A 25515-nucleotide genomic window follows, 5' to 3' on the forward strand; every position below is an offset into this window, starting at 1 on the left:
GCCGGCCCTTGTGAGGTTTAGCCGGGCAGGCAGGTGATCTCCGCCTCGTGGCGGACGGGGAAATTGACGGAATTGGCGATAAAGCAGGTTTTATTCGCTTCCCCGTGCAGTTTTTCGCCCACTTCCAGGTCGCTGCCGGCCGCGAGGACCACCTTGGGGCGCAGCACCACCTCGGTGAAGCGCCCGCTGTAGCCCTCCTGATGCATGATGCCGCTGGCGTTGTCTTCATAAGCAACCACTGTCACGCCCTGCAGGGCGGCGAGGGCGAGATAGGACAACATGTGGCAGGAGGAGAGCGCGAGCAGCAACATCTCTTCCGGGTTATGGATTTCCGGATCTCCCATAAACGCCGTATCGGCGGTCATGGCGAGAGAGGCCTTGCCCTCGAAGTCGGCCCGATGGGCGCGCGAGAAGGTCTTGTAGTCTTCTGCCGGGCCGTCCTCTGCGCCGGTCCAGGTGAGTTGCAAACGATAGTGATGGTCTTTGCCACGGGGCATCGGGAACTCCTTTCGCAGTCGGACAGCGCTCTTCTATGTCGGGCTGGTGACGAGAGAGCATCTATGAGAGCGATTGGGCGGCGTCGGTCATGCAGTGGTTCCAGGGATTGCCGGGGCGCTGCAGGCCGCGCTCCGACAGCAGCGCGCGGGCGAGGCCCTTGCGTCCGGCTTTCAAGGCCGCGTCGATGAGCAACAGTTCGAAAAGATCGCGCTGCGCCCGGCTGCCGCCGATCTGATAAAGCGCCGAGCGATGCGGCAGCAGACCGTCGACGGCTTCGGCGAAGCGACCCTGGCGATGGGCCGCGGCAGCGCGCGCCAGGGGCAGGGCGATGTTGCGGGCGACGCCGGCCTCGGTACCCTTACCTTCGGCGAAGCGTTCCAGGCTGCTCAGCGCCGTCGCCACCGCATCGTCCTCTTTGTCACCGCCGCCGTTTGCGCGGGCGGCGGCCAAGGCCATGACGTAGTGAGGATCGCCGAAGACCATACAGTGGTCCTCACTCATGGCGCGGCACTTCTCGCCCAGCTCCGCCCAGCGCGCGCCCACCGCGATCCCGCGCTGTTCCAGGCGCCAAAGCAGGGCGATAGCATTGATGACATCGAGAAACTCTTCGGACTGATCGGCCCGCACCTTCTTGTCATAGTCGTTCAGCACCGCGTCGTGGTCTCCCAGTTCAAGCCGGAACAGGCAGCGGTGCCAATGCACGTGGTAGATAAAGTTGTGGCAGGCGGCCCAATGCGATTCCAGGCCGCCGATCCAATCGATGCCTTCGCGCGGGCGGTCCTGCATTTCCATTACGTGGGCGACGGCATGGGCCGCCCAGATGTCCGCCGGGTTGCGGTCGATGGCAGCGCGGCCGGTGTTCTCGGCGGCGCTGTAGTCACCGCATTCCTCCAGCGCGAAAGCCTTGATTCCCAGCACGTATCCGTAGCCGGGAACGTCGTCGTTCCAGGCATAGAGGGGACGGGCAACACCGTTGCGCATCGCCGCGGCCTCGCCGAGATAGAAGTGCAGATACTGCGCCAGCCTGAGAGCGACAAGGTCGTGGGGATGGTCCAGCAGGATCGCCTCCCAGGCCGCTGCCGCCTTGCGCAGGTCGCCGTCGAGCCAAAGTTGGAGAGCGTCCAGATGCCGCAATTCACGTTCGTTGGCGCCACGCTCCCGTGCCGCGTCGCGGGCGGCAGCCAGGGCCTTGGCGGCGGGCGCGACCAGCGCGCGCTTGCAGAACAACAGCAGGAAACAACCCTTCAGGCAGAGCGCCATCGGCATGGTCGGATCCAGAGCGAGGGTTTCCTTCAGGCGGTCGCCGGTTTGTCGTTCGAAGGCCATGTAGGCCTCGACGGTTGCGTCGAACGCCTGCATCGCTTCGGCGGAAGCGGCGGTCTGCGACAAACCTCTGATATCTTCGTGCATCGTTCTCGATCGTCTCCCGCGTCTTGCGGTCGCGCGGCGGCGATACGATAGACTCGTCCGGCAGACTTTCCAAAGACTGAAAAGGATAAAGAGGAGCCCTGGAAGGTTCTCTTGCGTGACACGTCACTCGGCGGCGGCGTCGAACCCGAGAGCGTAAGCGCGTTCCTTTTCCGCAGAGGCGCCGATGCGCGCTGCATAGGTGCCGCGGTCGTAGAGATAGTCGTGGCTATGAATAACCACCCGTGTTTCGTCGACGAGGACAACGGCGTAGGCCGGCTCCTCATAACTGAACGACAAGCTTTCGTCGCCCGCAGCGAAGTCCAGCCAGACCTGATGGTTGGTGCCGCGAAGGGTGGAGGTCGGGATGCCGAGCCAGGAGCCGCAGATCGGCCGATGCACATGGCCGTAGAAGAGATGACGGATCTTGCCGGCATGGGGTTCGATCGCAGCGCGGAAGGCGGCAGCCTGGGTCAGTCCGATGCGGTCCATCTCTGCGATGCCGACATCGAAAGGCGGATGATGCATGAAGATGAAGGCCGGGGAGGGGAGTGCCGCGAGTTCGCGCTCCAGCCAGGCGAGGCGTTCCTCGCAGTACCAGCCGGCCGCGGTGCCCGGCTGGTTTGTGTCGAGGAACAACAGAGTTCCGGCGGCCGTTTCGCGCCGGCCCTGAACGAAACCGCCGGCATCCTCCAGCGCACCTGGAAAGGCGATCTGAAAAGCCGCGCGATCGTCGTGGTTGCCAAGCAAAGGGATCACCGGCGGATGCAGGGGCGCCAGGGAGTCCACGAGGCTTGCGTAAGCTTCCGGCTCGCCCCAGTGGGTTAGATCGCCGGTAATCACCACGACCTCGGCATCGCCGTGATGACGGTTGATGTCGGCCACCGCCGCATCCAGCCGTGCCCGCGGATCGAGGCCGTAGAGATTCAGACCTTCGGCGACGAGATGGGTGTCGGTCAGATGGACGATCTTCATCATGGTTCGCTCCCTTCGTGCTGCGATCCGGAAGGCGCCCGGCTTTGGCGAAGCGGACGGGTGCTTTCGGCGACCGGACTATAAAATCCGATTGCTACAGTTTGAGGTCGCCGCCGCCTGTATCACGCGTTTAAGGAGAGAGTTCGTGACATACTCTCCTTAACGGATATGCTATCATTATGAACCAAATGGAGGCTGCCTGTGACTAGGAAACTGTTCGCTCTCGCCACGACCCTCTCCCTGTCTTTGTTGACCGCCCCGGCTCTGGCCGACTGGCAACTGGTGGCGCAGGAATCCCATCTGAGTTTTGCTTCCATCAAGGCCGGTGATGTCGGTGAAGTGCATCACTTCAAAGGGCTCGACGGCGCGGTGAAGGACGACGGCTCCGTGAGTGTGGAAATCGATCTCGCATCCGTCGAAACCCTGATCGATATCCGTAACGAGCGTATGCAGAAGATGCTGTTCAACGTTGCGGACTTTCCCTTGGCGACAATCGCCGGCAAGGTCGATCTTCAGCAGCTTGAGGCTCTTGCGCCGGGTGAATCGGCCCAGACGGATGTCTCGATGAACCTGAAACTGGTTGGTGAGAGCAACGAAATCGATGCGCCGCTGATGATCACCCGCCTCAGCGGAAAACGGGTCATGGTGCAGCCTGTCGCCTTGGTTATGCTCGATGCCGCCGACTATGATTTGTTGGCGGGTGTCGAAAAGCTGCGCGAAATCGCCGGGCTGGACAGCATCAGCACCGCGGTGCCGGTCAGCTTCACCTTTGTTTTCGAAGACGGCAGCTAGTCTCCTCGGGCCTTGGCCGGCGCGCGCCTCTGCTTTATCAGACTTCGTTCCTTGACCAGAAGGCGAAGGCGGCTTCTGCCTCGCGCAGGTGGCAGGCCGCGGCCTCCGGCCCTTGGTCCGGACCCGTATAGCGCCCGAGTTCGTTCAGCAGTTGGAAGAAGCCGCGCCCGGGCATGCCCTGCCCCGCATGGCTTTGTTGCGCCCGGCTGACGGCGAGCGCGGCCAGCAGCGGCCGCTGCGCCGCATGATCTTCCCGGATCATCTCTTCCAGCAACAGGGTCAGGCGGTGAATGCTGTGGGGGCCTGGAAAGGCGATGCGCTGGGCAAGCTCGCGGTAAGTCACGGTTGCGCCGGCTGCGGCGCAGACGCGGAGGGCCTGGCGCAAGGCGGCCATCTGTTTTTGATCATCGCTGTCGGAAGGGCTCATAGGCAAAACACCCTTTCACGCTTTTCCTTCTGTGGCAAAGCTGCCAGTTATGCACAAGTCCTCCTCTTTGCTTCGAGTGTCATTTCTTGCGCCATTTCGATGTGATCATCCTGGGTGCCGGGGCCGCGGGCCTGATGGCGGCAATTGCCGCCGGCCGCCGGGGGCGTTCGGTACTGGTGCTGGAACAGGCGCACAAACCGGCGCAGAAGATCCGTATTTCCGGCGGCGGGCGCTGCAACTTCACCAATCTGCACTGCGGCCCGCAGAACTTTCTCTCCGAGAATCCGCGCTTCTGTGTTTCGGCCCTGAAGCGCTACACGCAGCGCGATTTCATCGCCTTGGTCGAGGCGCACAACATCGCCTATCACGAGAAGACCCTGGGCCAGTTGTTCTGCGACGGGTCTTCGCAGCAGATTATCGAGATGCTGCTGGGCGAAGGCGGCGCAGCCGGGGTGGTTTTGCAGACCGGAACTGCAACCACAGCCATCGAAAAGCGGGATGAGGGTTTCCGGCTTGCAACCGGGCAGGGCGATGTCACCTGCAGCTCCCTGGTGATCGCCACCGGCGGGCCGTCGATCCCCAAGATGGGGGCCAGCGGCTTTGCCTATGACATCGCCCGGCAGTTCGGCCTGAAGGTGGTGACGCCGCGCCCGGCCCTGGTGCCGCTGACTTTCGATCCGGCGACGCTTGAAAAGCTGAAGCATCTGACCGGGGTTGCGGCGGAGGCGGTGGTCGCCTGCGGCAAGACGCGTTTTCGCGAAGCCTTGCTGTTCACCCACCGCGGCCTCAGCGGCCCGGCCATCCTGCAGATCTCCTCCTACTGGTCGCCGGGTCAGGAGATCGCTGTGGATCTGCTGCCCGAAGAGACGGCCTTCGATCTGCTGCGCGCCGCCAGGGCCGAAAAGGCCAGGCAGGAACTGCACAACCTTCTGGCCGACCTGCTGCCGCGGCGCCTCGCGCTGTCGCTTTGCGAGGCCGCCGGTATCGACGGCCGGCTTGCCGATCTCTCGGACAAGAAACTGCGCGCGGTCGCCGGCCTGGTGAACGACTGGCGCTTTCGGCCCCAGGGCACCGAAGGCTTTCGCACCGCGGAGGTGACCGCCGGCGGCATCGATACGGGCGAGGTCTCCTCAAAGACTTTCGAAGCGAAGAAAGTGCCCGGCCTCTATTTCATCGGCGAGTGCCTCGACGTCACCGGCCATCTCGGCGGCCATAACTTCCAATGGGCCTGGTCCTCCGGCCACGCCGCCGGGCAGTTCGTGTGAGGCTGTCGACATCTTTGGACGTCTTTTTTTGGCGCACCGGCCCGCTCCCCCTCCCGGCCACCCATAGGATAATCGCATTGGGTGACCGGGAGGGGGAGCGGGCTGGCACCGCTTCGACTTCCACAAAAAACGCCCTATTTCTTTCTGCATGTTCGATCCGCATCCCGAAAAACGCGCAGTGCCCGGTCCCGGGCAGGAATCGGTCTGGGACTATCCGCGCCCGCCGCGCCTGGAGCCGACAGACCGGCACCTGAAAGTGGTCTTTGCCGATATGGTGATCGCCGAGACGCGGCAGGCCCTGCGCATCCTCGAGACCAGCCATCCGCCGAGTTACTACATCCCGCCGGCGGATCTGCGCCGGGAGTTTCTTGAGCGCGCCGCAGGCCGTTCGATCTGCGAGTTCAAGGGACAGGCAGCCTATTGGTCGATCCGCGTCGGGGAGCGGCTGAGCCCGGCGGCGGCCTGGAGCTATGCCGCCCCCTGGGCGCCCTACGAAGCCCTGAAGGATCACCTTTGCTTCTATGCCGGGCGGGCCGACGCCTGTTTCGTCGACGGCGAGCAGGTCATTCCCCAGGAGGGCGACTTCTACGGCGGCTGGCGCACGGCCGATATCGTCGGGCCTTTCAAAGGCGGCCCCGGAACCCGGGGCTGGTAGGAGGGCGCCAGGGCTTGATCGACGGCTCGATCGGAGGCTTGGTCACAGGCCTGACCGGGAGCCCGGAGCCGGTCATCGGCATTTCTTATCAAAGCGGCCGATAACAATTGGCAATCGCCTTCCTAATTCCCATCTATGAGCGGGACAATCGGAGAGGTAGAGCATGAATCCGCAGTCTTTGCTTGAGCAGTTTCTCGGCCCCAATGCGGGTCAGGCCGCCGGTGGTGCGGTGCAAAACGCCAAGGGAAAGCTGGCAAACAGCGGCCTGGGCGGCGTTGCCGGCGGGTTGGCTGCCGGCGGCCTTCTGGGCGTTCTGGTCGGCAACAAAAAAGCACGCAAAACGGTGGGTAAATTGGCCGGTGGGGCGGTGGCCTACGGCGGCGCTGCGGCGCTGGGCGCCCTGGCGTTCAAGGCTTATCAGAACTGGCAAACCGGCAAGCAGGCGCCCCAGCAAGTGCCCCAGGCGGGTGGTGCCGGTCAGGTTGCCTATCAGCCGGCTCCGCAGCCTGCCCCACAATCGGCTGAGGCGCTGCCGCCGCCGCCCGCGGATTCGAAATTCGTGCCGGCGGCTGCGCCGGCCACCAACGGCCGGCCGTTTGAGCTGGCGCTGGTGCTGGCGATGATCGCCGCTGCCAATGCCGACGGTCACATCGATTCGGAAGAACAGCGCATGGTCTTCGACAAGGTCGGCGAACTGCCGCTGGATGCCGAGGACAAGGCCTTTGTCTTCGATGCGCTCAGCAAGCCGCCGAGCCTGCAGGACATCGCCGATCTCGCCCAGGGTCCGGAGCAGGCGACCGAGCTCTATCTCGCCTCGCGTCTGGCCATCGACCCGGATCACCCGATGGAACAGGCTTATCTGGAGGCGCTGGCCAGCCGCCTCTCCCTGCCTGCGGATCTCGTTGCGCATCTGGAAGGGCAGGTCGCCGCCGTCATGGCGTAGTCCGGTCGCACAGCATCACGGGAACAGGGCGTCGCAGCCGGACCGTCATCGGACAGCGGTGCCGCGCAGGCACGGCATCGGTAAGCTCTATGAGCGATGGAGGCTGTGATGTCCAAAGCGACCGTTGCATTGGCTGTTCTGGCCGCCCTCAGCATAGTGGCGGTTGCTGCTCTTTCCCTCGCCCCGGGGCCCCTCTACGCCGCCGGATTGTTGGACCTGGGCGCTGCCTTCGCGGTGTTGTTCGACATCGTGCCCGGCGCCGGGATCGCGGCTATTGTTGTCGGCCTGCTGTGTCTGGCCGCGGCGGTCGTGAAACGGCTTTGGGCGGCGGCGAGCCTGGGTGCCCTGGCGTGTCTCGTCGGCGCCGGGGCGGCGATTTCGATCGCCGATCTCAAGCGCAGCGCAGCTCTGCATCCCTTGCACGATGTGACAACAGACCTCGACACGCCACCGGTCTTCGAGAAGCTGACGCCGCGCCGCTACTCGGCGGTCGGGGCGGACTCGCGGGCCGCTTATCCCCATCCCGACTGGCGCTCCACCCATGGCGATATCTATCCGGATTTGAAGCGTATCACGCTGAACGTTCCGCTGGAGGAAGCCCTCCAACGGGCGCAGGCGGTGGCGGCGGCCATGGGCTGGACCATCGAAGCCAGCGGGAAGACGGCGGTCTTTGCCCGCATCGAAGCGGTCGATGACACCGGCTGGTTCGGTTTTCGCGATGACATCGCGGTCGAGATGGTGCAAGGGCCGGGTGGCGTGACGATGGTCGATGCGCGCTCGGTCAGCCGGATCGGGATCAGTGATCTGGGCGAAAACGCCAGGCGCCTGCGCGAATTCCTTGACCGCATGGAGTCCGAGCTTCGTTAGTTGACGCTGTCTACTTTTCAAGTTACTGTAGTAGACAGTGTCAACCAATGGAGTCTGTTATGCCGGGTTTCACTGGCCGCCTTGGTCTTCGCATGTTGACCCTCGTGTCGCTGGTCGCCCTCGGCGGCTGTGCGTTCGCCACGCCCTTTCGCGGTCCCGGCTTTGATTCGCGGACAGGCGTTACGATCGGCACTGAGGATAAGGTCGTCGTTGCCCTGACAAAGGCGGTGCTGCGCGGCGACCGTGGCAAGCGCTCGGAGTTCTGGACCAGTGTCTCACGGGTTGAGGCCTCTTTGGCCGAACAGGAAGGTTTCATTGGGTACTCTCTGCGCCGGGAGTTCTTTGGGCCGACGGCCTGGACCATGACTGCCTGGCTGAGCGAAGCCGATCTCGACGCCTTTGTGCAGAGTCCGGTTCATCAGGCCGCAATCGAAGAGTCTTCACCGGCTTTACAGGCAACCGGCTTCGCGCGCTTCGCTTTGGATCGCGACGACCTGCCCCTGGCCTGGGACCGTGCCCTCGAGATTCTTGAACGCGATGGCCGGCATTATCGTTAGAGCCGCTAGCGGTCGAAGGCAATTACGCCGGCGATTTCATCCGCCCGGCATCTGCTCTAGTCTGCGATCCATGGTCGGAAGGAAAGACAAGCCAAAGGATCTGCGCGAAGCCTGTCTTCGCGAAGCGCTGGCGATCATCGACGCCGAAGGTGTCGAAAAACTAAGTCTGCGGGAAGTGGCGCGCCGCGTCGGTGTTTCGCATCAGGCGCCCTACAAGCATTTTCCCAGCCGCGATCACATCTTGGCGGAGATCGTCGCCCGGGCGTTCGAGTCTTTCGCGCAGTACCTCGACCAACGGCCGCGCGCCGGAAATGCCCATGAGGACCTCATGGGGATGGCGCGCGACTACCTGAGTTACGCCGCCGCGCATCCCCTGCAGTACCGCTTGATGTTCGGCACCCCTCTGCCGGATACCGAGGCGCATCCGCGGATGATGGAACAGGCGCGGCATGCCTTTTCGTTGCTGAGTGACGGGCTGCGGCGGCTTACACCGGAGCCTGAGGGCGCGGGCGCCGAGGACGGTGTTCTGCTGGACGCAGTCTTCATCTGGTCGGCCCTGCATGGCTTCTCCGGCATCTCCGGCGGCGGCGCGATGAAAGGCCTGAGGATTCCGCAGGCGGTTGCAGACAAAGCCGCACCTTATCTGTTGGCACAGCTCAGCGACGCTCTTGAGCGCCGGGGCGGCGACAGGTAGCCGAAGTGCTTCTGAAGGTGTTTCAGTTTTCCAGCGTGGCCGCAACACGCAGGGCGGCGCGACCGGAACGCCGGAAGATGTCGTCAACCTTGCCGAGCGGGGTGAGCGAATCGACGGAGAAAGCCATGCCGACGATGGCGGTGGCGACCTCGGCCACGGCGGCGGGCTTGGCCGCGGGATAGGCGGTTCGCAGTTCCTCTGCGACCAGGTCTTCGAATCCGTCGTACCAGCGGCGCAGCATTTTCTTCAGGATCGGACGGCTGGCGGCGGCGTTCACCAGGGCGCCGGCGACCTGCAGTTCCTGATTGGAGCTTGCATAGGCGGCGGTGAAGAGCACCGCGATCAGCTTTTCCAAACGTTTCTTCTTTGGCAGAAGGGCGATCAGCTCGTCCATTTCCTCCAGGCTTTGGCGGCAGAAACGCTCGGCCAGGGCCAGGATCATGTCCTCGCGGTTGCCGAGGTGATGGCGCAGCAGGGCACGGGCCAGACCCGCCGCATCCGCCACCTGCTGCAGCGAAGCCCCCTCCACGCCGTCGCGCGCCACGCAGTGGGCAAAGGCATCGAGAATCTCCTCCCGCCGCTCGGCGGTTACGCTGGGTCGCGCCACAAAAGGCCTCCGAAGTAAATTATCAACCTTGACAATAAAGTCCGCATCGCCAATTGATTGTCAGATTAGATAATTAATTGGCGGCTGCCAAGCATGGGGCGGCCATGATTTTTTTCTGACTGGGGAGAGCGCGTTGTGTTGGAGATGATCGAAGCCTGGATCCTGCGGATGGACAGCCTGTCGCTGCTGGTCGCCGTCGCGCTGCTGAGCGTTGAGACGGTGAAGGATCTGATCCTGCGGCATCAGCCCGGAAAGCGGTTTCTCGAAACCCTGGCCTCGCTCTCCACCCAGATCCCCTACATCCTCGGCGAGTTGTTTTTCACCACCGCCACGGTGATCGTCTACTTCACCGTCTACGAATTCGTCACGCCGCTGGCCATCCCGGTGACGGTCGGCACCCTGGTGCTGGCGCTGATCGCCGCTGACTTCGTCTACTACTGGGAACATCGTCTGGCCCACCAGATACGGCTGCTTTGGATTTCCCATGCCGTGCACCATTCCGCCCGGGTCATGAACACGGCGGTGGCCTTCCGCTTCGGCTTTTTCGAGAGCCCCTGGGCGGCGCTGATCCATCTGCCGCTGATCCTCATCGGATTTCACCCGCTGGTCGTTTTCGCCGCGCAGGTGGCGGTGCTGGTTTATCAGACTTGGATCCATACCGAACTGATCGGCAAGTTGGGGGTCTTCGACAAGGTCTTCAACTCGCCGGCCAACCACCGGGTGCATCACGGCTGCGATGCCAAGTATCTCGACAGGAACTACGGCGGTATCCTGATGCTCTGGGACCGGCTGTTCGGGACCTATCAGGCGGAAGAGGAAACGCCGCGCTATGGCCTCGCCCGCGACTTCGACTCGGTCAACCCGTTGAAGGTCTGGTTTTCGGAATACCCGGCCCTGTTGCGCGACCTCGCCGCCGCCCGTTCTGTCGCCGAGGTCCGCGGCTATCTCTTCAAACGGCCCGGTTGGCGGCCCTCCAGCTAGGGGCGCGTGATACGCGCCGTTGCCTTGCCGCGACAACCTCGGGCCTTGCAACGCCTTGGCTTCGCCTTAATCGCTACAGCGACCGGGCCCGGTTTCAAGGCTTGCCGAGTCAGATATCATATTGCAAATGACTCTCATTCTCATTACTGTTCGATCTGCAGGCGGTGGCGCTGAAAGGGAGAGCAGCAAGATGACCCGAGCAGTCCGAATACAGTCTCTGGGCCTGTCCGTCCGGGCAGGAAGCCAAGCCGGCTCCGGTTCTCCTTCAAGCCCACCGCCGCCCTAGCCCAGTCTCTTCGCCGCCTTTCGTCGGCCGGCGCAAACACAAACGTTCAAAAGCAAGGCTGCCCGCCGAGTTGGGGCGGCAAGCATCTCTGCGCTCCGGTCAAGCCGGCCGTTGCGCCCGACACCGTTATGGCCATCAACCCTAGATCCGGAACCGAACCATGCAGAAAGTGAAGTCAGGCATTCTCCTTGGCGATCAGCGCGCCGATGCCCTGTTCCTCTTGACCGACAAGAACGGCGATGGCGATGCGATCGACGCCGGCGAACGCCAGGTGTTCTTTGACAACAGCAATGCATCCGGTTTGGAGAGCCCGAGCAGGAACATTTTTTCCGTCACCCAGGCGAGCGACAAATCGGTCTATGTCGGTGACGGCAGCGCTGATGCCGTCTACCGCCTGCAGGATCTGAACCGGGACGGCGATGCCAACGACGCCGGCGAAGCGGTCGCCTGGTTCGATGCGGAGAATGCCGAGGGCCTCGCGCTCGTCACCCCGAACGGCATCGCCGAGGGCGCGGACGGCGCCATCTACATCACCAATGCCGGGGTTTCCTCCAGCCCGGCGGACGCCGTCTATCGCACCGAGGATCTGAACGGTGACGGCGATGCCAACGACGCCGGCGAATCCGCCGTCTGGCTCGACCTGCAGACCATAGAGCTCGCCGGCGGCGGCACGCTGGGCGCGGCCTCGGTTCCTTTCGATATCGTCTTCAACGGCGACGTCGCCTATGTGAACGACCTCACCGGTGCCGACGTAGTGGACATCATTCACCGTGTCGAGGATCTCGACGGCAACGGCAGTATCTCGGTGGACGAGGTGACGCCCTTTATCACCGACGCCGCCAACTTCGGCGCGCCGGTCGATCTGACCTCGGCAGTGCAGGGCGACAGCCTGCTGACACTGACCTGGTTTCCCGACAGTTCGGTCCCCGGCGCTCAGCCCGTTGTGTATCGCCTGACCGACCTGGACGGCTCGAAGGACATCAACAGCCCCGACGAGGCGGTGGAGGTCTGGAACGCCGCGGCCTTGCCGGAAGGCTATGACATGTTCGTCGGCTTCAACATCGAAACCGACGAGGACGGCAAAGCCTACCTGACCGCCGATGAGCATGTGGTGACGCTGACCGATCTGAATGGCGACGGCGACTATCTGGACGACGGCGAGACGCAGATCCTGACCTCCGGCCAGGACGATCCCGATGTCATTCGCCCCCGCGCGCTCTCGACCTACGAGGAAACGGTGCCCCAGACGGCGACGACGGTGGGCGGCGGCAATCACTTCTCGCTGTTCCTCGACAAGGCGGAGAACAAGCTCTTCGCCAGCGGCGAGAACGTGCTGGGCCAGCTCGGCATCGGCGTCAAAGGCTACGACATCAAGACGCCTGTGGAGGTGACGCTGCCTGAAGGCTTTGAAGGCACCATCGCTTCGGTCTCCGCGGGCCTGATCCATGGTTCCTTCCTGACCGAGGCGGGCGACGTCTACACATGGGGCTTCGGCAATCTCGGCCGTCTCGGCCACGGCGACAATGAAGACCAACTGATCCCGAAAAAAGTCGAGGCCCTGGACGACGCGAACATCGTGCAGATCGAGAACGGCAACGGGGTTTCCTATGCCGTCGACGAGGAAGGCAACCTCTACGCCTGGGGGCAGAACTCCAACGGCCAACTCGGCCAGGGCGACGAGGTTCACCGAAGCCTGCCGACCAAGGTGGCGGCGCTGGAAGACGAAACCGTCGTCGACGTTTCCTCCGGCACTTCCCATACCCTGGTGCTGACCGCCGACGGCGACGTCTATGCCTTCGGCTCCAACATAGACGGGCAGATCGGTTCACCGGATGGGCTCGATGAAGACGGCCAGCCGATCCGCGAGGTCCTCTCGCCGCTGCGGGTCGAAGGCTTGCCGGATAACGTGGTCTCGATCACCGCCGATACCAAGACGTCCTTTGCGGTCACCGCCGACGGCAAGGTCTATGGCTGGGGCGAGAACAAGTTCGGCCAGACCGGCGTCGGCACCGACAACGGCGACGGCACCTTCACGCCCAACGCCGACGACATCCTGACCCCGACCCTGATCGAAGGCCTGCCGGACAACGTGGTCGATGTGCAGGGCGGCGCCCGCTGGGTCATCGCCCTCACCGAGGATGGTGATGTCTACGCCTGGGGTCCCAACGATGTCGGGCCGACGGGCGGCCTGGACGGGGACCCGGCGGCTGAAAGCGATGGAACCTTCTTCCCCACCAAGATCGCCGGCCTCGACAATGTGAACGTGGTCGAGATCGCCAGCGGGCCGAACTCGATCATCGCGGTGGCGGACGACGGCAGGGTCTTCACCTTCGGGTCAAACTCCGACGGACGCCTGGGCTACAGTTCCGACGGCAGCGTTTACCAGCCGCAGGCAGTCGACTTCACCAGCGATCCGGCGCCCTTCCTGGTGAGCACCACACCCGCCGACAACGCCCGCGACGTGCCGATTGAGTCGGCTCTCACCTTTACCTTTACCGAGGCCGTCTTCGCCGGAGGCGGTTCCATTCGTCTCGTCAACCGGGACGATCCCCTGGATTGGCGGGAGATCGGGGTCGACGATCAACGCTTCGTGTCCTTCAATGGAAAGAGCGTGACGGTCACGCCATCCGCCTTCCTGATGCCCGGCGCACGCTACGCCGTGGAGTTCGACACAGGGGCCTTCGTCGATGCCGACGGCAACCCGGTGGTGGGTTTTGAAAGCGGTGATACCGCGTCCTACAACTTCCGGGTCGACGACGTGCCGAACGATCTGCCGATCTCTGAGCGTGGCGGCAGCGGCGACGATTTTCTACGCGGTGCAGAGGGTGACGATGATCTGCGCGGCCTGCTGGGCGATGATCTGCTGTTCGGCAACGGCGGGGACGATAGCCTTTGGGGCGACCGGGGCGATGACGAGATGGACGGTGGTGCCGGTGACGACCGCCTTGTCGGTGACCGCGGTGACGACACGCTGCGGGGTGGTGCCGGCAACGACGAGATCGATGGCGGCCGCGACGACGACCTGGTCGATGGCGGTCTCGGCGACGACGGCATCCTGGGTGGCCGGGGCGATGACACCTTGCTCGGCGGCGCCGGCAACGACGATATCGACGGTGGCCGCAATGACGATCTGATCGAAGGTGGCGACGGCGACGACAGCCTGATGGGTGGCCGCGGCGAGGATCAGATCTTCGGTGACGACGGCGATGACCATCTGCGCGGCGACCGCGGCGACGACATCCTTATGGGCGGTGCAGGCGATGACAAGATCCGCGGCGATCGCGGCGACGATTTCCTCGACGGCGGCGCCGGAAACGATACGCTGCGCGGTGGCAGCGGCGAAGACACTTTCTTCTTCGATGCGTTGAGCGGCCATGACGTGATCACGGACTTCGAGACGACCTGGTTTTCCTTCTTTGGCGAGGAGGATACCTTGCGGCTCGACATCGAAGGTGTCGACAGCAAATGGGATCTCGTCGAACATCTGGACCGGGACGGCCGCGATCTGGTGTTGAACTTCGCCGAGGACACCAGCCTGACTTTCAAGGACACCTCGATCCTCGATTTCGTCAAGATGGAGATCGAATTCGTTTAGCGGCCGGAACTGCTCTCGGCTTCGACGATGCGTCCGTCGACGATGCGGATCTGCATCTCGGCGCGGGCGGCGAGGTCCGGGTCGTGGGTGACGGTGACGACGGAGCGGCCCTCGACATCGACCAGCCGTTCAAAAATGTCGAAGACGATGCGGGCGTTCCTGGTGTCGAGATTGCCGGTCGGCTCGTCGGCGAAGACCACATGAGGATCGTTGGCCAGGGCCCGGGCGATGGCGACGCGCTGGCGCTGGCCGCCGGAAAGCTGGCCCGGCAGCTTGCGCGCCGAGTCGTCCAGGTCCAATTGATGGAGTAAATCTTCGGCGCGCGCCCGCATCGCCTTGGGCTCCAGCAGGCGGGCCTTGCGCATCGGCAGCATGACGTTGTCGAGGGCGGAGAATTCCGGCAGCAGGAAGTGGAACTGGAAAACGAAGCCCAGTTTCTTCAGGCGGATATCGGCACGGGCCGCGTCGCTGAGGCCGTCGATCGGGCGGCCTTCCAGAAAAACCTCGCCCGACGTCGGCCTGTCCAGCAGGCTCAGAAGATAGAGCAGAGACGACTTGCCGGAGCCGGAGGGCCCGGTGATGGCGGCGAAGGTGGCGCGGGGAATCTTCAGGTCGATGTCGCGGACCAGGGTCACCGGCACCGGGCCGGGCAATACCCGGGTCACGCCGCGCAGTTCCAGCACGGTCTCGACCGCCGCCGCATCCTGGGTTGCTGGCCCCCGTATCGCAGTCTTGGCCATCAGGCCGCAGACCGGATGATGTCGACAGGATAGACCCGGGCCGCCTTGCGTGCTGGCAGGTAGGCGGCGAAGGTCGCCGCGCCGATCGCCATGAGGGCGGAGATGATGTAGTGCCAGGGGCTGTAGTGCAGGATGAAACCCTCGGCCTTGATGAAGCCTTCGGTTTCCAGGTCGATTGTGCCCAGCCCCTCGGTCATGGCATAGCCCAGCAGCCAGCCGAGGACGGCGCCCGCCACCCCGACCAGCAGGCCCTCGGCGATGAAGATCAGTTCGACATCGCCGGAGGTGAAGCCGAGGGATTTCAGGATGGCGATGTCGCGGGTTTTCTCCAGCACCACGGTGGAGATGATGTTGAAGATGCCGAAGGCGGCGACCACCAAGATGGCCCCGGTGGTCGAATACATGATGCCGTTCTGGATGATGAAGATGCCGAGGACGTTCTGGTTGGCCTCCTGCCAGGATTCGGTGCGGTAGCCGTAACGCCGCTCGATGCGCCGGGCCAGCGGTTCGGCCTCGTTCACGTCGTCCAGGCGCAGGCGGATGCGGTTCACCACGTTGGGCCGGTCCTGCAGGACCTGGGCTTTTTTCAGCAGGGTGTAGACGCGGAAGTTGTCGAGATCGACAATGCCGGTGTTGAAGACGCCGACGATTTTCATTTTCAAGATGACGCCGGCGGAGGACAGCGCCGTGATGGTGTCGCCCATGCGCGCGCCCAGTTTCTGTGCCACGCCCGCGCCGACCAGAAGGCCGTTGGCGGTGGTGTAGAGGTTGTCCAGGGCGCCGGCGACCAGATCGTCTTCCAGCTTGCTGACCTGGCGCTCGCGCTCCGGCTCGATGCCGACCACCGTGCCGGAAACGTCCTTGGCGCCGTAGCGCAGAATGATTTCACCGGAAAGATAGCCCGAGGCCTTCACCCCCGGCAGTTGCTCCAGCTCGGCGACCTTGGCGCGGCCCTGTTTGATGCCGCGCGGCTCGTCCTTGGGCTTTACACCGGTGAGACCGACGGCACCGCCGGCAAAGAGCCGCTCGACCGGCTGCAGGGGCGGCCTGCGGTACTCGTCCTTCATTTCGATGTGCGGTGAGACGTCGATGATCTTGTCGATGAAATAGTTCTGGAACCCCTGCATCATGGCGGCGATGGCGATGAAAAAGCCGACGCCCAGGCTCACCCCCAGCAGGGAAACGATGGTCTGGCGCTTGCGGTTGCGCAGATGGCCGAGGGCGATGTCGAGCAGCAGGCGCATGGCCTAGCGCTTTCTTATCCGGACGGCCTGGCCGTCCTGCAGGTCCTGCGGCGGATCGACGATCAACTGATCTTTGTCGGTCAGCCCGCTGCGCACCTCCACCAGCCCCCTGCCATAGATGCCGAGTTCGACATGGTGCCGTTTTGCCGTGCCGTCGTCGTAGAGCCACACAAAGCTGTTTCCGGCCGCGGCGTTCTCGGGAATCAGCAGGGCGTTGTCTTCGGTGCGGACGATGATGTTCAGTTCGGTGGTCATGCCGATCAGCAGCGGCGACTCGGCGGGCAACATGACGCGCACCCGGTACTGCTTGTTGATCGCATCGCCCATCGGGGTGATTTCGCTGACCTCGCCTTCCAGTGCCTGGTCGGGAAAGGCATCGGCCTTGATGAGGCTGCGCTGGCCGGGTTCGACCCAGGGGATATCCTCTTCGTCGACATCGGCGGTGATCCAGTAAGGCCGGTCCTGGCCGATCCACAGCAGCACGTCGCCGGCCTGCACCACTTCGCCGACCTCGCCGTCCTTGCGCAGCACGATGCCGTCCAGCGGGGCGTCGATTGTAAGATCGGCGAGCCGCTGGCGCGCCGCCGCGGTGGCGGCCAGGGCCTGGTCGAGATCGCTCTGCACCCGCTCATAGGCCTGGCGGCTGACGGTGCTGCGCTCCACCAGGGCGGCATAGCGTTCCAGGTCGCCGCGCAGAAAGGCGACACGGGCCTCCAGTTCGCGCAGATCGGCCTTCGCTTCGGCGTCGTCGAGGTGGACCAGCAGGTCGCCCTTGGCAACCGCCCGGCGTTCGACCGCGGGATAATCCAGAATGCGTCCGGTTTCGGTGGAGGCGATCTTGGCCCAGCGCACCGGTTCCACCGTACCGGTGGCATAGATGGCATCGACCGCCGGGCCACGCTGCGGCTGGGTCAGGCGCACCGAGGATGGGGCCGAGACGAACCACCAGGCGGCCAGGGCAACGGCGAGGAGAAGGAGGGCGCTCAGCCCCAGAATTGCCTTTCTTTTCATTCCGTGTAGCCCGTCTGTCATCTCTGGGGTTTTCCGCAAAAGGCGCGGAAAGCCGGTTGCCGCCATGAGGCTTGCTTGTGCGGCAGGCTTCTCGTAACACTCCGGCGGGTGACCCGGCCTTGCGCCACCTCAATTCGCGAGATTACGATGCCGAAATTCAAGACCCTCGACGACCTCGACCTTGCCGGCAAAACGGTACTGCTGCGGGTCGACTTTAACGTGCCCATGGCCGACGGCAAGGTATCGGATCTGACGCGGATAGAACGCGCCGCCCCCAGCATCCGCGATCTGACGGCAGCGGGTGCCAAGGTTCTGCTGCTCACCCATTTCGGGCGCCCGAAGGGCAAGCCGAATCCGGAGATGTCGCTCCGCCCCCTGGTCCCGGTCGCCAGTGTGATTCTGGGGGCCGAGGTCGTTTTTGCCGAAGACTGCATCGGCGAGAAGGCGCAGGCGGTTGCCGACGGTCTGGCAGACGGTGGCGTCGCCTTGTTGGAGAACCTGCGGTTTCATGCGGGGGAGGAGGCCAACGATCCGGCTTTCGCCGATGCCCTCGCCGCCCTCGGCGATCTCTATGTGAATGATGCCTTTTCCGCCGCTCATCGCGCCCATGCCTCGACCGAGGGTGTGGCGCGGCGCCTGCCTTCGGCGGCAGGGCGCCTGATGCAGGCGGAGCTGGAACATCTGGCGGCCGCTCTCGACCAGCCCAAGCGTCCCCTGGCGGCGGTGGTCGGCGGCGCCAAGATTTCGACCAAGCTCGATCTGCTCGGCAATCTGGTCTCCCGCGTCGATATGCTGGTCATCGGCGGCGGTATGGCCAACACCTTCCTCAATGCCGTCGGAGTCGATATCGGGCGTTCGCTCTGTGAGCATGACATGGCCGACACCGCAAAAGAGATTCTCGCCAAGGCCAAGGAGGCTGGCTGCGACGTCGTGCTGCCGACCGACGCGGTGGTTGCGGGCAGTCTTGCGGCCGGGGTCGCTTTCGAGACCGTTTCGGTGAAGGCGGTGCCGGCCAAGCAGATGATCCTCGATCTCGGTCCGGCGACGGCGGAGCATCTCGCGCGGCGGCTCGGCGAATGCGCCAGCCTGGTGTGGAACGGCCCGCTCGGCTGCTTTGAGGTGCCGCCCTTCGACTCTTCGACCAATACCGTCGCCCAGGCTGCAGCGGCCCTGACCCGCGAGGGCAAACTGCTGTCGGTGGCCGGCGGCGGCGATACCGTGGCGGCGCTGGCCCATGCCGGCGCACTGAAAGACTTCTCCTACGTCTCCACCGCCGGCGGCGCTTTCCTGGAATGGCTGGAAGGCAAGACGCTGCCCGGCGTGAAAGCCCTGGAAGAGGCAGCCTGAGGCGGGACCGCTTCTTCGCTTATCGACCTTCCGTCGCTGTTGCCAAGGCTGCCGCCAGCGCGTCGATCTGATCTTCCGCGAAGACCGCAATGCCGTCGTTTGACAGCAGCGCCGCGACCACGCCTTGCCCTGTTCTGGCCGTACCGTCGAAGGCGCCACTGTAGATGAAGGTCGATCCGCAGGACGGGCTGCCGTCGGTCAGCAGTGCGAAGCGGCAGCCGTTGTTTCGGGCGGTAGGCAAAGCGATCTCGGCACCGCGCCGGAAGCCGGCCGTCACATCGTCTCCGCCGTCCTCCAGGACCCGCGCGTTTCCGGTCAGGATGTCAGGGCCGCTCTTGCCGGCTTCGATTTCAGCAGGGGCCCGGGGCGTCGCAAAGCCGGCCGCGACCTCGGGACAGAGCGGCACCACGCGGCCTTCCTCCTGCCAGGACTTCAGCAACCGATGATGCAAGGTCTTCGCGCGGCCGTCGTAACGCACGGGCCGCCCCAGCAGACAGGCGCTGACGAGTATCTTGTCCATTGCACGGAGACTATACATCAAAGGCTCTAGGCCCGTTGCAAAGCCTCATCGTGGGCGCTCAACATGTTCACCGTGTTGATGCCGATGTCGTCGACTGCGTAACCGCCCTCCATAACATAGACCGTGGGGATCTTCATGGCGCCGAGGCAAAGGCCGCAGTCGCTGTAGTCGTCCCGCGTCAGCTTGAAGAAACTGATCGGATCGTTCTCGAAGGTATCCACCCCCAGGGAGACGACCAGCAGGTCCGGCCTATAAGCCTGGATCTTCATAATCGCGTCGAGCAGCGCCGCCTTCCAGCGCGCATAGTCGGCCAGCGGCGGCAGCGGATAGTTGGCGGTGTAGCCTGCGCCCCGGCCCTTCCCGGTCTCGTCGGCATGGCCCAGAAAGTGCGGGAAGGCCTGCATGGGGTCGCCGTGGATCGACAGGAACAGCACATCGTCGCGCTCGTAGAAGATGCTCTGGGTGCCGTTTCCGTGATGAAAGTCCACGTCCAGAACGGCAACGCGGCGGGCGCCCTTGTCCAGGGCATGCTGCGCGGCAATGGCGGCGTTGTTGAGGAAGCAGTAGCCGCCGAACTGGTCGGCGGCGGCATGATGGCCCGGCGGTCGGCAAAGGCCGAAGGCGGTGCGGTTGCCGTCGAGCACATGGTCGGTCGCGGTCAGGGCGACGTCCTTGCTGGCCAGCGCCGCTTCCCAGGTGCCTTCGGAAATCGTGGTCTCGGCGGCCAGCGCGTAGTAGCCCAGTCTGCCCTCTATGTGGTCGGGAATGTGCGGCGAGTTCATCGTGCGCGTCGGCCAGCACATGGCGATCGCCTCGCCCTTGTGGCCGCCGGCAACCCAGTCCGCATAACAGCTTTCCAGAAAACCGACATAGCCTGCATCGTGGACCGCCAGGACCGGTTCCAGGCCGTAGTCGCGCGGTGCCGTTATCTCGCCCAAGCCTGTGGCCTTGACGCGATCCAGAATCACCTCGGCGCGTCTCGGACACTCAAAGGGCGCCACGAACTCGCCGCCGAAGATTTCGGTCTGCGCGTTGCGGAGTTTATGCTTTTCGGAATAGACGGTCAGCATGGCTGTTTCCCGGAGGCTTCGCAGGCAGGGCCGCCGGGCCCTGCCTGCATGAGGCAACGTTACTGAAGGAGCGATGTCCAAACACGGTTCTGAAGGTCGATGGCCTTTTCGGAACAGGTCTGGGAGAAGACAAGCGGCGTGCCCTCGGGCGGCGACAGCTCATGGGCGGCCTTCAGCTCTTCGCTCATGAAGTCGGTGCTGCCGTCGACGCCGTTCGAATAACCGGCGAAGTTGGATTGCACGGCGATGTTTTCGGGTTGCATCATGAACTCGATGAATTTGATGGCATTGTCATAGTTTCTTGCCCCGGTCGGTACCGCCAGATTATCGGCCCAGGTAATCACGCCCTCTGCGGGAAAGGCATAGCGCATGGCGGGATTCTCGTTTCTTGCCCGGATCGAATAGCCGTTCCAGTTCTGGTGTATTGCCGTGTCGCCCGATACCAGCCGCTCCAGAATACCGTCGGAATTGTAGGTTTTGACGAAGGGCTTCTGGGTTTCAAGCAGATCCAGAACCTGCCGCATCTCCTCCGGATTTTCACTGCACAGCGGCAGACCCAGGGAGATCTGCGCCATGGAGATCACCTCGTCGGCGGACTTGAACATACCGATCTGGCCTTGCAGTTCCGCCGGCGGCTTGAACAGCACCTCATAGGTGTTGATGTCGCCTTCGTAAACGCTGGTGTTGACCGTGAAGGATGTCGTGCCCCACTGCCAGGGCACCGTGTAGACGTTGCCCGGGTCCCAGGGCGCGTTCTTGAAGTCGGCGGCAAGGTTGTCGTGACCGGCCAGCGCCGAGGCATTGATTGGCTGCAGCAGTCCTTCGGCGATGAAGATTTCGACAAAGTTATGGCTGGGGACCACGATGTCGTATCCGGTTGCGCCGGACTGCAGCTTGGCCAGCAGTGTTTCGTTCGAATCGTAAGTGTCCAGCGTCACCGAAATGCCGGTCTCGGCCTCGAACTTCTCGATCAGCTCCGGCGCGGTGTAGTCGGTCCAGTTGTAGATGAAGAGGTTGCCTTCGGCGGCGGCGGGAACCGCGCCGAGGCTGAGGATCAATGCCGTCGCTCCCAGAAGCGGGATGATATCTTTCTTCATTGTGCTTCCTTCCTGTTGCTCGATGTTTTAGCGCTTTTTTCCAATCCTGTACGACAGGCCCACAAAGAGAATCGAAATGATGAGCAGTACGGTCGAGACCGCGTTGATCTCCGGCGTGATGCCCAGGCGGACCAGACTGTAGATGTAGATCGGCAGGGTGGTTGAGCCCGCCTCGGCCACCATCAGCGTGATGATGAAGTCGTCGATGGAAATGATGAAGGCCAGCATGGCGCCCGAAAGAATGCCGGGGGCCAACAGCGGCAGGGTGATCAGCCGCAGGGTGTCCCACCTGCCGGCATAAAGATCCTGTGCGGCGGTCTCCAGGCTTTCGTCCATGCCCTGAAGCCGCGCCCGGATCGGCAGATAGGCAAAGGGGATGCAAAACACGGTGTGCGCGATGATGATGTTGCCCAGCCCCAGCGACAGTCCGATCGCTGCAAAGAAGGTCAGGGTGGCGACCGCGGTCACGATCTCCGGGATCATCAGGGGCAGCATGATGAGCCCGGAGAAAATCGGCTTGCGCCGGATCCGCCGACTGCGCGCCAGGGCCAGCGCCGCCATAGTGGCGATGCAGGTGGACGCCACCATGGAAACGGTGGCGATGATCAGGCTGTTGGCGGCGGCGCGGCGGATGTCGTCATTGGCAAAGGCCTTGAAGTACCAATCCACGCTGAAGCCTTCCCAGACCGTCGCCGAGCGCGACGCGTTGAAGGAAAACACCACCAGGATGATCAGGGGCAGGTAGAGGTAGAGAAAGAACGCCAGGGTGACCCAGTTGAAACCCGGCAGGATGCGGATATCGCGCATAGCCTGTTTCAATGCTGCAACCCTCCGCCGTTCCTGCGTGCGTTGCGGGCGTAGAGCATCAGCGTCAGCATAACCACCGCCATGATGACGACCGCAAGCGCCGACCCGAAGGGCCAGTTGCGGGCCGAGGAGAACTGAAGCTGCACCAGGCTGCCCAGCATCAGGTTCTTGCCGCCGCCCAGCAGTTCCGGGGCGATGAAGGCGCCCAGGCCGGGAATGAAAACCAGGATCGAGCCGGCAATGATGCCCGGCGCGGCCAACGGCAGGACGATCTGCCGCAAGGTGCCCCATTTCGTTGCATAGAGGTCGCGGCTGGCCTCGATCAGGCGCAGGTCGAGCCGTTCCAGCGAGGCGTAGATCGGCAGCACCATGAAGGGGATGTAGGTGTAGATCAGGCCCAGCACGATCGCCCCCTCGGTATAGAGCATGGTGAAGGGGCGGTCGATGAGCCCGGCGGATATCAGGGCGTTGTTGATCAGGCCGGTGTCGCGCAGCACCAGAATCCAGCAGTAGGTGCGGATCAGCAGATTGGTCCAGAACGGAATGGTGATCAGCAGGATCAGCAGGTTGCGCCGCTCGGGCGGTTGCATGGCGATGTAGTAAGCCACCGGAAAGCCGATCAGCAGGCAGGCGGCGGCCGAAGCCGCGGCAATCCAGAGCGAGCGGAAGGTGATCTTCAGATAGGTCGCGTTGAAGACCATCTCGTCGAAAAGATCACGTTCGTAAAACAGCTTCGTGTAAGCGCCGGTGGAAAAGGCCGGACGCACGCCGCCGTAGGGGTTCGGCTCAAGGAAGGAGTAGGCGAAGATGATCATCAGCGGCGCGATCATGAAGACGCCGATGACCAGCGTGGCCGGCGCCACGCCCGCGTAAGCCTTCAGTCTGTCCAGCACCGCCGTCATTCTCTCAGGACCCGCAAGGCCGAGGGATCAAGTTCTACGAAGACATCGTCGCCCGGGTTTGCCAGCGGACGTCCATCCTTGTGATTTTCGGCCCGGACGGTGATGTCGCCGCCCTGCTCCAGGGTGATCCGATAGTCGGTGGTGTCGCCCAGGTAGATGACATCGCGCACTCTGCCGGGCAGGTTGCCCTCATTCGCGGTCGCGGTCAGCGTCACCTTTTCCGGCCGCACAAAAACGGTGACGCTGCGGCCCGGTTCGGCCCCCTCGACAAGCGGGCCGGCAAGCCGCGTGCCGAAGGGCGTGAGATAGGTGGCGCCGTCATCCCGGACCTGCTCGACCCTGGCCTGGTAGAAATTGGCGTCGCCGATGAACTCGGCCACGAAGCGGTTGGCCGGGTACTCGTAAATCTCGCCGGGCGTCGCGATCTGCTGGATTTCACCCGCCGACATGACCGCGATGCGGTCGCTCATCGCCAGCGCCTCGTCCTGGTCGTGGGTGACGAAGACAAAGGTGATGCCGGTTTCGCGCTGCAGGCGTTTCAGTTCCAGCCGCATCGATTGGCGCAGCTTCAGATCCAGTGCCGAGAGCGGTTCGTCCAGCAACAGGACGCGGGGCCGGGGGGCCAGTGCGCGGGCCAGCGCGACACGCTGCTGCTGGCCGCCGGACAATTGATTGGGCAGGCGCGCGCCGTAGTCGCGCAACTGCACCAGGTCGAGCATCTCCTGCGCCTTGCCGGCCGCCTCCTGGCGGCACTTTCCCAGGCGCCGCAGGCCGAAGGCGACGTTATCCAGGATGGTCATGTGCGGAAACAGCGAGTAGTGCTGAAACACCGTGTTCACCGGCCGCTTTTCCGGCGGCAGATGGGCGATGTCCTCGCCGAACAGATGCAGCGTTCCGCCGGTGATGCTCTCGAAGCCGGCGACCAGCCGCAGCAGGGTGGTCTTACCGCAGCCCGACGGCCCAAGCAGCGTGAAGAACTCGTTGTCGGCGATTTCAAGGCTTGCTGATTTCAGGGCCGCGACCGGCGGAGAGCCCGGATAGACCTTGCGCAGCCGTTCGGCCCGTATCGCTGCTGACACTATGCCCCTCTCCCCCTGCAAGCCGCCTGGCCGCTCTCTTTGCGGAGCGGGTGCCCTGAGGCCGCATCTCGATCCTCCTGCGGGACCGGCGATTGACATATACCCCCAAAGGGGTACTCAATTGCCTAATTTAGCCGATATCGGGGGTTAGGAGAATGGGTGAGACCATAGGTCCCGGCGAGGCGCGTGCAATTGCCATGCTTATGCGTCTCGCTGGCCGGCCGGCCTTTCCCTCGGCTCTCAGGCGGGTGTTGCGGACCAAGATGGCGTTCCGGACCTTCCTCATTCTGAATTACCCGGCAAACCGGCCGCCGACCTCCGAGTATCACTGGATTCCCGACGTCGCGCTGCGCCAGGACTACACCACCCACTACCTGGGGGGCGCCTACCAGCTCGATCCTTTTTTTCAGTATTCCCTGCAGCCCTTCAGGCCTGGAATCTATCGGCTGCGCGATATCGCGCCCGACCGGTTTTTCGCCAGCGAGTACTATCAGCAGTATTATCAGAGAACCAATCTGAGCGACGAGGTCGGCGCCCTGGTTCCCCTCTCGGACGGATCGGTCGCCGGCCTCTCGATGAGCCGCGGCAGAGCGGACCCGCCCTACAGCAAGGCCGAATTAAAGGGGCTGAGGCTGATCGAACCCGTTCTGGTCGAGCTGCTGCGCCAACACGGCGAGGGGATCTTGACGGGCGCGGGGCTGCGGCAGGTGGCTACGCTTCCCTATGTGCTCGATGAAGCCATCTATCACTATGCGGCCAAGGCTCACGCGCCGGGACTGACGCGCCGGGAAGCGGAGATCGCGGCGCTGGTGCTGCAGGGGCACTCCAGCCTCTCGGCCAGCCTGATCCTCGGCATCTCCGATCAGACCGTCAAAGTACATCGCAAGAACATTTACAAGAAGATGCAGATCTCTTCCCAGGCCCAACTCTTCCTCACTCTCCAGAAGGCGCTGCTGGTGGAGACCGTGGGTTCCTGATCGGCGCAAGCGGGCGGAGACGCTTTGGCTGTTTGGTGAGGACTGGACGATTGTCCGGTCTAGGCAATCACCCGCATGGCTTTCATGTTCTGGAGCAACTCGGCCACGGCGGTCTCGCGCGGGGGCGCAAGGCCGGCGGCGACTTCCGGGCCGCGCGGGCACCAGGCGGCCC

General features: G+C 63.7%; 25 protein-coding genes. 11 read left to right on the forward strand and 14 right to left on the reverse strand.

Translation table 11 applies throughout. From position 1 onward, the window contains the following. Positions 1–17: 17 nt before the first annotated feature. The 3 genes from ACP146_RS25395 to ACP146_RS25405 form a co-directional block, all read right to left on the reverse strand. Positions 18–497, reverse strand: a complete 480-nt coding sequence (locus tag ACP146_RS25395) for an OsmC family protein (protein ID WP_422369550.1) — start codon at positions 495–497, stop codon at positions 18–20. A 61-nt stretch (positions 498–558) separates the two neighbouring features. Next, entirely contained in the window at positions 559–1908 is a 1350-nt protein-coding gene (locus ACP146_RS25400) for a tetratricopeptide repeat protein (RefSeq protein WP_422369551.1), read from the reverse strand. Between the two features lie 123 nt (positions 1909–2031). Further along, positions 2032–2883, reverse strand: a complete 852-nt coding sequence (locus tag ACP146_RS25405; protein ID WP_422369552.1) for a phosphodiesterase — start codon at positions 2881–2883, stop codon at positions 2032–2034. A 198-nt stretch (positions 2884–3081) separates the two neighbouring features. On the opposite strand from ACP146_RS25405, the gene ACP146_RS25410 reads away from it, so the two are divergent. Beyond that, the gene (locus ACP146_RS25410) at positions 3082–3672 is read left to right on the forward strand and encodes a YceI family protein (RefSeq protein ID WP_422369553.1); all 591 of its coding nucleotides are present in this window, start codon (positions 3082–3084) and stop codon (positions 3670–3672) included. A 37-nt stretch (positions 3673–3709) separates the two neighbouring features. On the opposite strand, the gene ACP146_RS25415 is transcribed toward ACP146_RS25410, so the two are convergent. Then, positions 3710–4099: a hypothetical protein gene (locus ACP146_RS25415; protein WP_422369554.1), complete on the reverse strand. Its 390-nt coding sequence runs from the start codon at positions 4097–4099 to the stop codon at positions 3710–3712. A gap of 86 nt (positions 4100–4185) precedes the next feature. Here ACP146_RS25415 and ACP146_RS25420 point away from each other — a divergent pair, with 86 nt between their 5' ends. The 6 genes from ACP146_RS25420 (at position 4186) to ACP146_RS25445 (ending at position 9080) form a co-directional block, all read left to right on the forward strand. Continuing rightward, positions 4186–5364 (forward strand): NAD(P)/FAD-dependent oxidoreductase, encoded by a 1179-nt coding sequence (locus tag ACP146_RS25420; RefSeq protein ID WP_422369555.1) that lies wholly within the window; start codon positions 4186–4188, stop codon positions 5362–5364. Positions 5365–5542: 178 nt separating this feature from the next. After that, positions 5543–6019, forward strand: coding sequence for a DUF427 domain-containing protein (locus ACP146_RS25425; RefSeq protein WP_422369556.1), 477 nt, complete (start codon positions 5543–5545; stop codon positions 6017–6019). Between the two features lie 163 nt (positions 6020–6182). Continuing rightward, positions 6183–6962 carry a tellurite resistance TerB family protein gene (locus ACP146_RS25430; RefSeq protein WP_422369557.1) on the forward strand — a complete coding sequence of 260 codons (780 nt, stop codon included), beginning with the start codon at positions 6183–6185 and terminating at the stop codon, positions 6960–6962. A gap of 108 nt (positions 6963–7070) precedes the next feature. Then, positions 7071–7829: a DUF1499 domain-containing protein gene (locus tag ACP146_RS25435; RefSeq protein WP_422369558.1), complete on the forward strand. Its 759-nt coding sequence runs from the start codon at positions 7071–7073 to the stop codon at positions 7827–7829. A gap of 59 nt (positions 7830–7888) precedes the next feature. After that, positions 7889–8386, forward strand: a complete 498-nt coding sequence (locus tag ACP146_RS25440) for an antibiotic biosynthesis monooxygenase family protein (protein ID WP_422369559.1) — start codon at positions 7889–7891, stop codon at positions 8384–8386. 70 nt (positions 8387–8456) lie between these two features. Continuing rightward, positions 8457–9080, forward strand: coding sequence for a TetR/AcrR family transcriptional regulator (locus tag ACP146_RS25445; RefSeq protein ID WP_422369560.1), 624 nt, complete (start codon positions 8457–8459; stop codon positions 9078–9080). A 22-nt stretch (positions 9081–9102) separates the two neighbouring features. On the opposite strand, the gene ACP146_RS25450 is transcribed toward ACP146_RS25445, so the two are convergent. Next, positions 9103–9687: a TetR/AcrR family transcriptional regulator gene (locus ACP146_RS25450; protein WP_422369561.1), complete on the reverse strand. Its 585-nt coding sequence runs from the start codon at positions 9685–9687 to the stop codon at positions 9103–9105. Positions 9688–9831: 144 nt separating this feature from the next. Between ACP146_RS25450 and ACP146_RS25455 the strand changes: the two genes are divergently transcribed. Beyond that, on the forward strand, positions 9832–10668 hold the full coding sequence (locus ACP146_RS25455) for a sterol desaturase family protein (protein WP_422369700.1): 837 nt from the start codon (positions 9832–9834) through the stop codon (positions 10666–10668). A gap of 446 nt (positions 10669–11114) precedes the next feature. Next, positions 11115–14549: an Ig-like domain-containing protein gene (locus tag ACP146_RS25460; RefSeq protein WP_422369562.1), complete on the forward strand. Its 3435-nt coding sequence runs from the start codon at positions 11115–11117 to the stop codon at positions 14547–14549. On the opposite strand, the gene ACP146_RS25465 is transcribed toward ACP146_RS25460, so the two are convergent. Genes ACP146_RS25465 through ACP146_RS25475 form a run of 3 tightly spaced genes read right to left on the reverse strand, consistent with a single transcriptional unit; the run spans position 14546 to position 17544 of the window. Next, positions 14546–15289: an ABC transporter ATP-binding protein gene (locus ACP146_RS25465; RefSeq protein WP_422369563.1), complete on the reverse strand. Its 744-nt coding sequence runs from the start codon at positions 15287–15289 to the stop codon at positions 14546–14548. The genes ACP146_RS25460 and ACP146_RS25465 overlap by 4 nt on opposite strands. After that, on the reverse strand, positions 15289–16533 hold the full coding sequence (locus ACP146_RS25470; RefSeq protein ID WP_422369564.1) for an ABC transporter permease: 1245 nt from the start codon (positions 16531–16533) through the stop codon (positions 15289–15291). Before ACP146_RS25470 ends, ACP146_RS25465 begins: the two co-directional genes overlap by 1 nt. 3 nt (positions 16534–16536) lie before the next feature. Then, positions 16537–17544 (reverse strand): efflux RND transporter periplasmic adaptor subunit, encoded by a 1008-nt coding sequence (locus tag ACP146_RS25475; RefSeq protein ID WP_422369565.1) that lies wholly within the window; start codon positions 17542–17544, stop codon positions 16537–16539. A 147-nt stretch (positions 17545–17691) separates the two neighbouring features. On the opposite strand from ACP146_RS25475, the gene ACP146_RS25480 reads away from it, so the two are divergent. After that, positions 17692–18891: a phosphoglycerate kinase gene (locus ACP146_RS25480; protein WP_422369566.1), complete on the forward strand. Its 1200-nt coding sequence runs from the start codon at positions 17692–17694 to the stop codon at positions 18889–18891. A gap of 19 nt (positions 18892–18910) precedes the next feature. Here the strand turns inward: ACP146_RS25480 and ACP146_RS25485 are convergent, their stop codons facing one another. The 6 genes from ACP146_RS25485 to ACP146_RS25510 are packed head-to-tail and all read right to left on the reverse strand — an operon-like array spanning position 18911 to position 24366. Then, the gene (locus tag ACP146_RS25485) at positions 18911–19429 is read right to left on the reverse strand and encodes a DUF523 domain-containing protein (RefSeq protein ID WP_422369567.1); all 519 of its coding nucleotides are present in this window, start codon (positions 19427–19429) and stop codon (positions 18911–18913) included. Positions 19430–19437: 8 nt separating this feature from the next. Beyond that, a complete protein-coding gene (locus ACP146_RS25490) occupies positions 19438–20481 on the reverse strand; it encodes a histone deacetylase family protein (RefSeq protein ID WP_422369568.1) in 1044 nt (347 codons plus the stop codon). Positions 20482–20540: 59 nt separating this feature from the next. Then, a complete protein-coding gene (locus tag ACP146_RS25495; RefSeq protein ID WP_422369569.1) occupies positions 20541–21578 on the reverse strand; it encodes an extracellular solute-binding protein in 1038 nt (345 codons plus the stop codon). Positions 21579–21605: 27 nt separating this feature from the next. After that, positions 21606–22397: an ABC transporter permease gene (locus ACP146_RS25500; protein WP_422369570.1), complete on the reverse strand. Its 792-nt coding sequence runs from the start codon at positions 22395–22397 to the stop codon at positions 21606–21608. Further along, positions 22394–23278, reverse strand: a complete 885-nt coding sequence (locus tag ACP146_RS25505) for an ABC transporter permease (RefSeq protein ID WP_422369571.1) — start codon at positions 23276–23278, stop codon at positions 22394–22396. Before ACP146_RS25505 ends, ACP146_RS25500 begins: the two co-directional genes overlap by 4 nt. 5 nt (positions 23279–23283) lie before the next feature. After that, on the reverse strand, positions 23284–24366 hold the full coding sequence (locus tag ACP146_RS25510; protein WP_422369572.1) for an ABC transporter ATP-binding protein: 1083 nt from the start codon (positions 24364–24366) through the stop codon (positions 23284–23286). 155 nt (positions 24367–24521) lie between these two features. On the opposite strand from ACP146_RS25510, the gene ACP146_RS25515 reads away from it, so the two are divergent. Continuing rightward, on the forward strand, positions 24522–25343 hold the full coding sequence (locus ACP146_RS25515) for a helix-turn-helix transcriptional regulator (RefSeq protein WP_422369573.1): 822 nt from the start codon (positions 24522–24524) through the stop codon (positions 25341–25343). The last annotated feature ends 172 nt before the right edge of the window (positions 25344–25515 follow it).

The organism is Pelagibius sp., assembly GCF_965249265.1.
GTDB lineage: Bacteria > Pseudomonadota > Alphaproteobacteria > Kiloniellales > Kiloniellaceae > Pelagibius.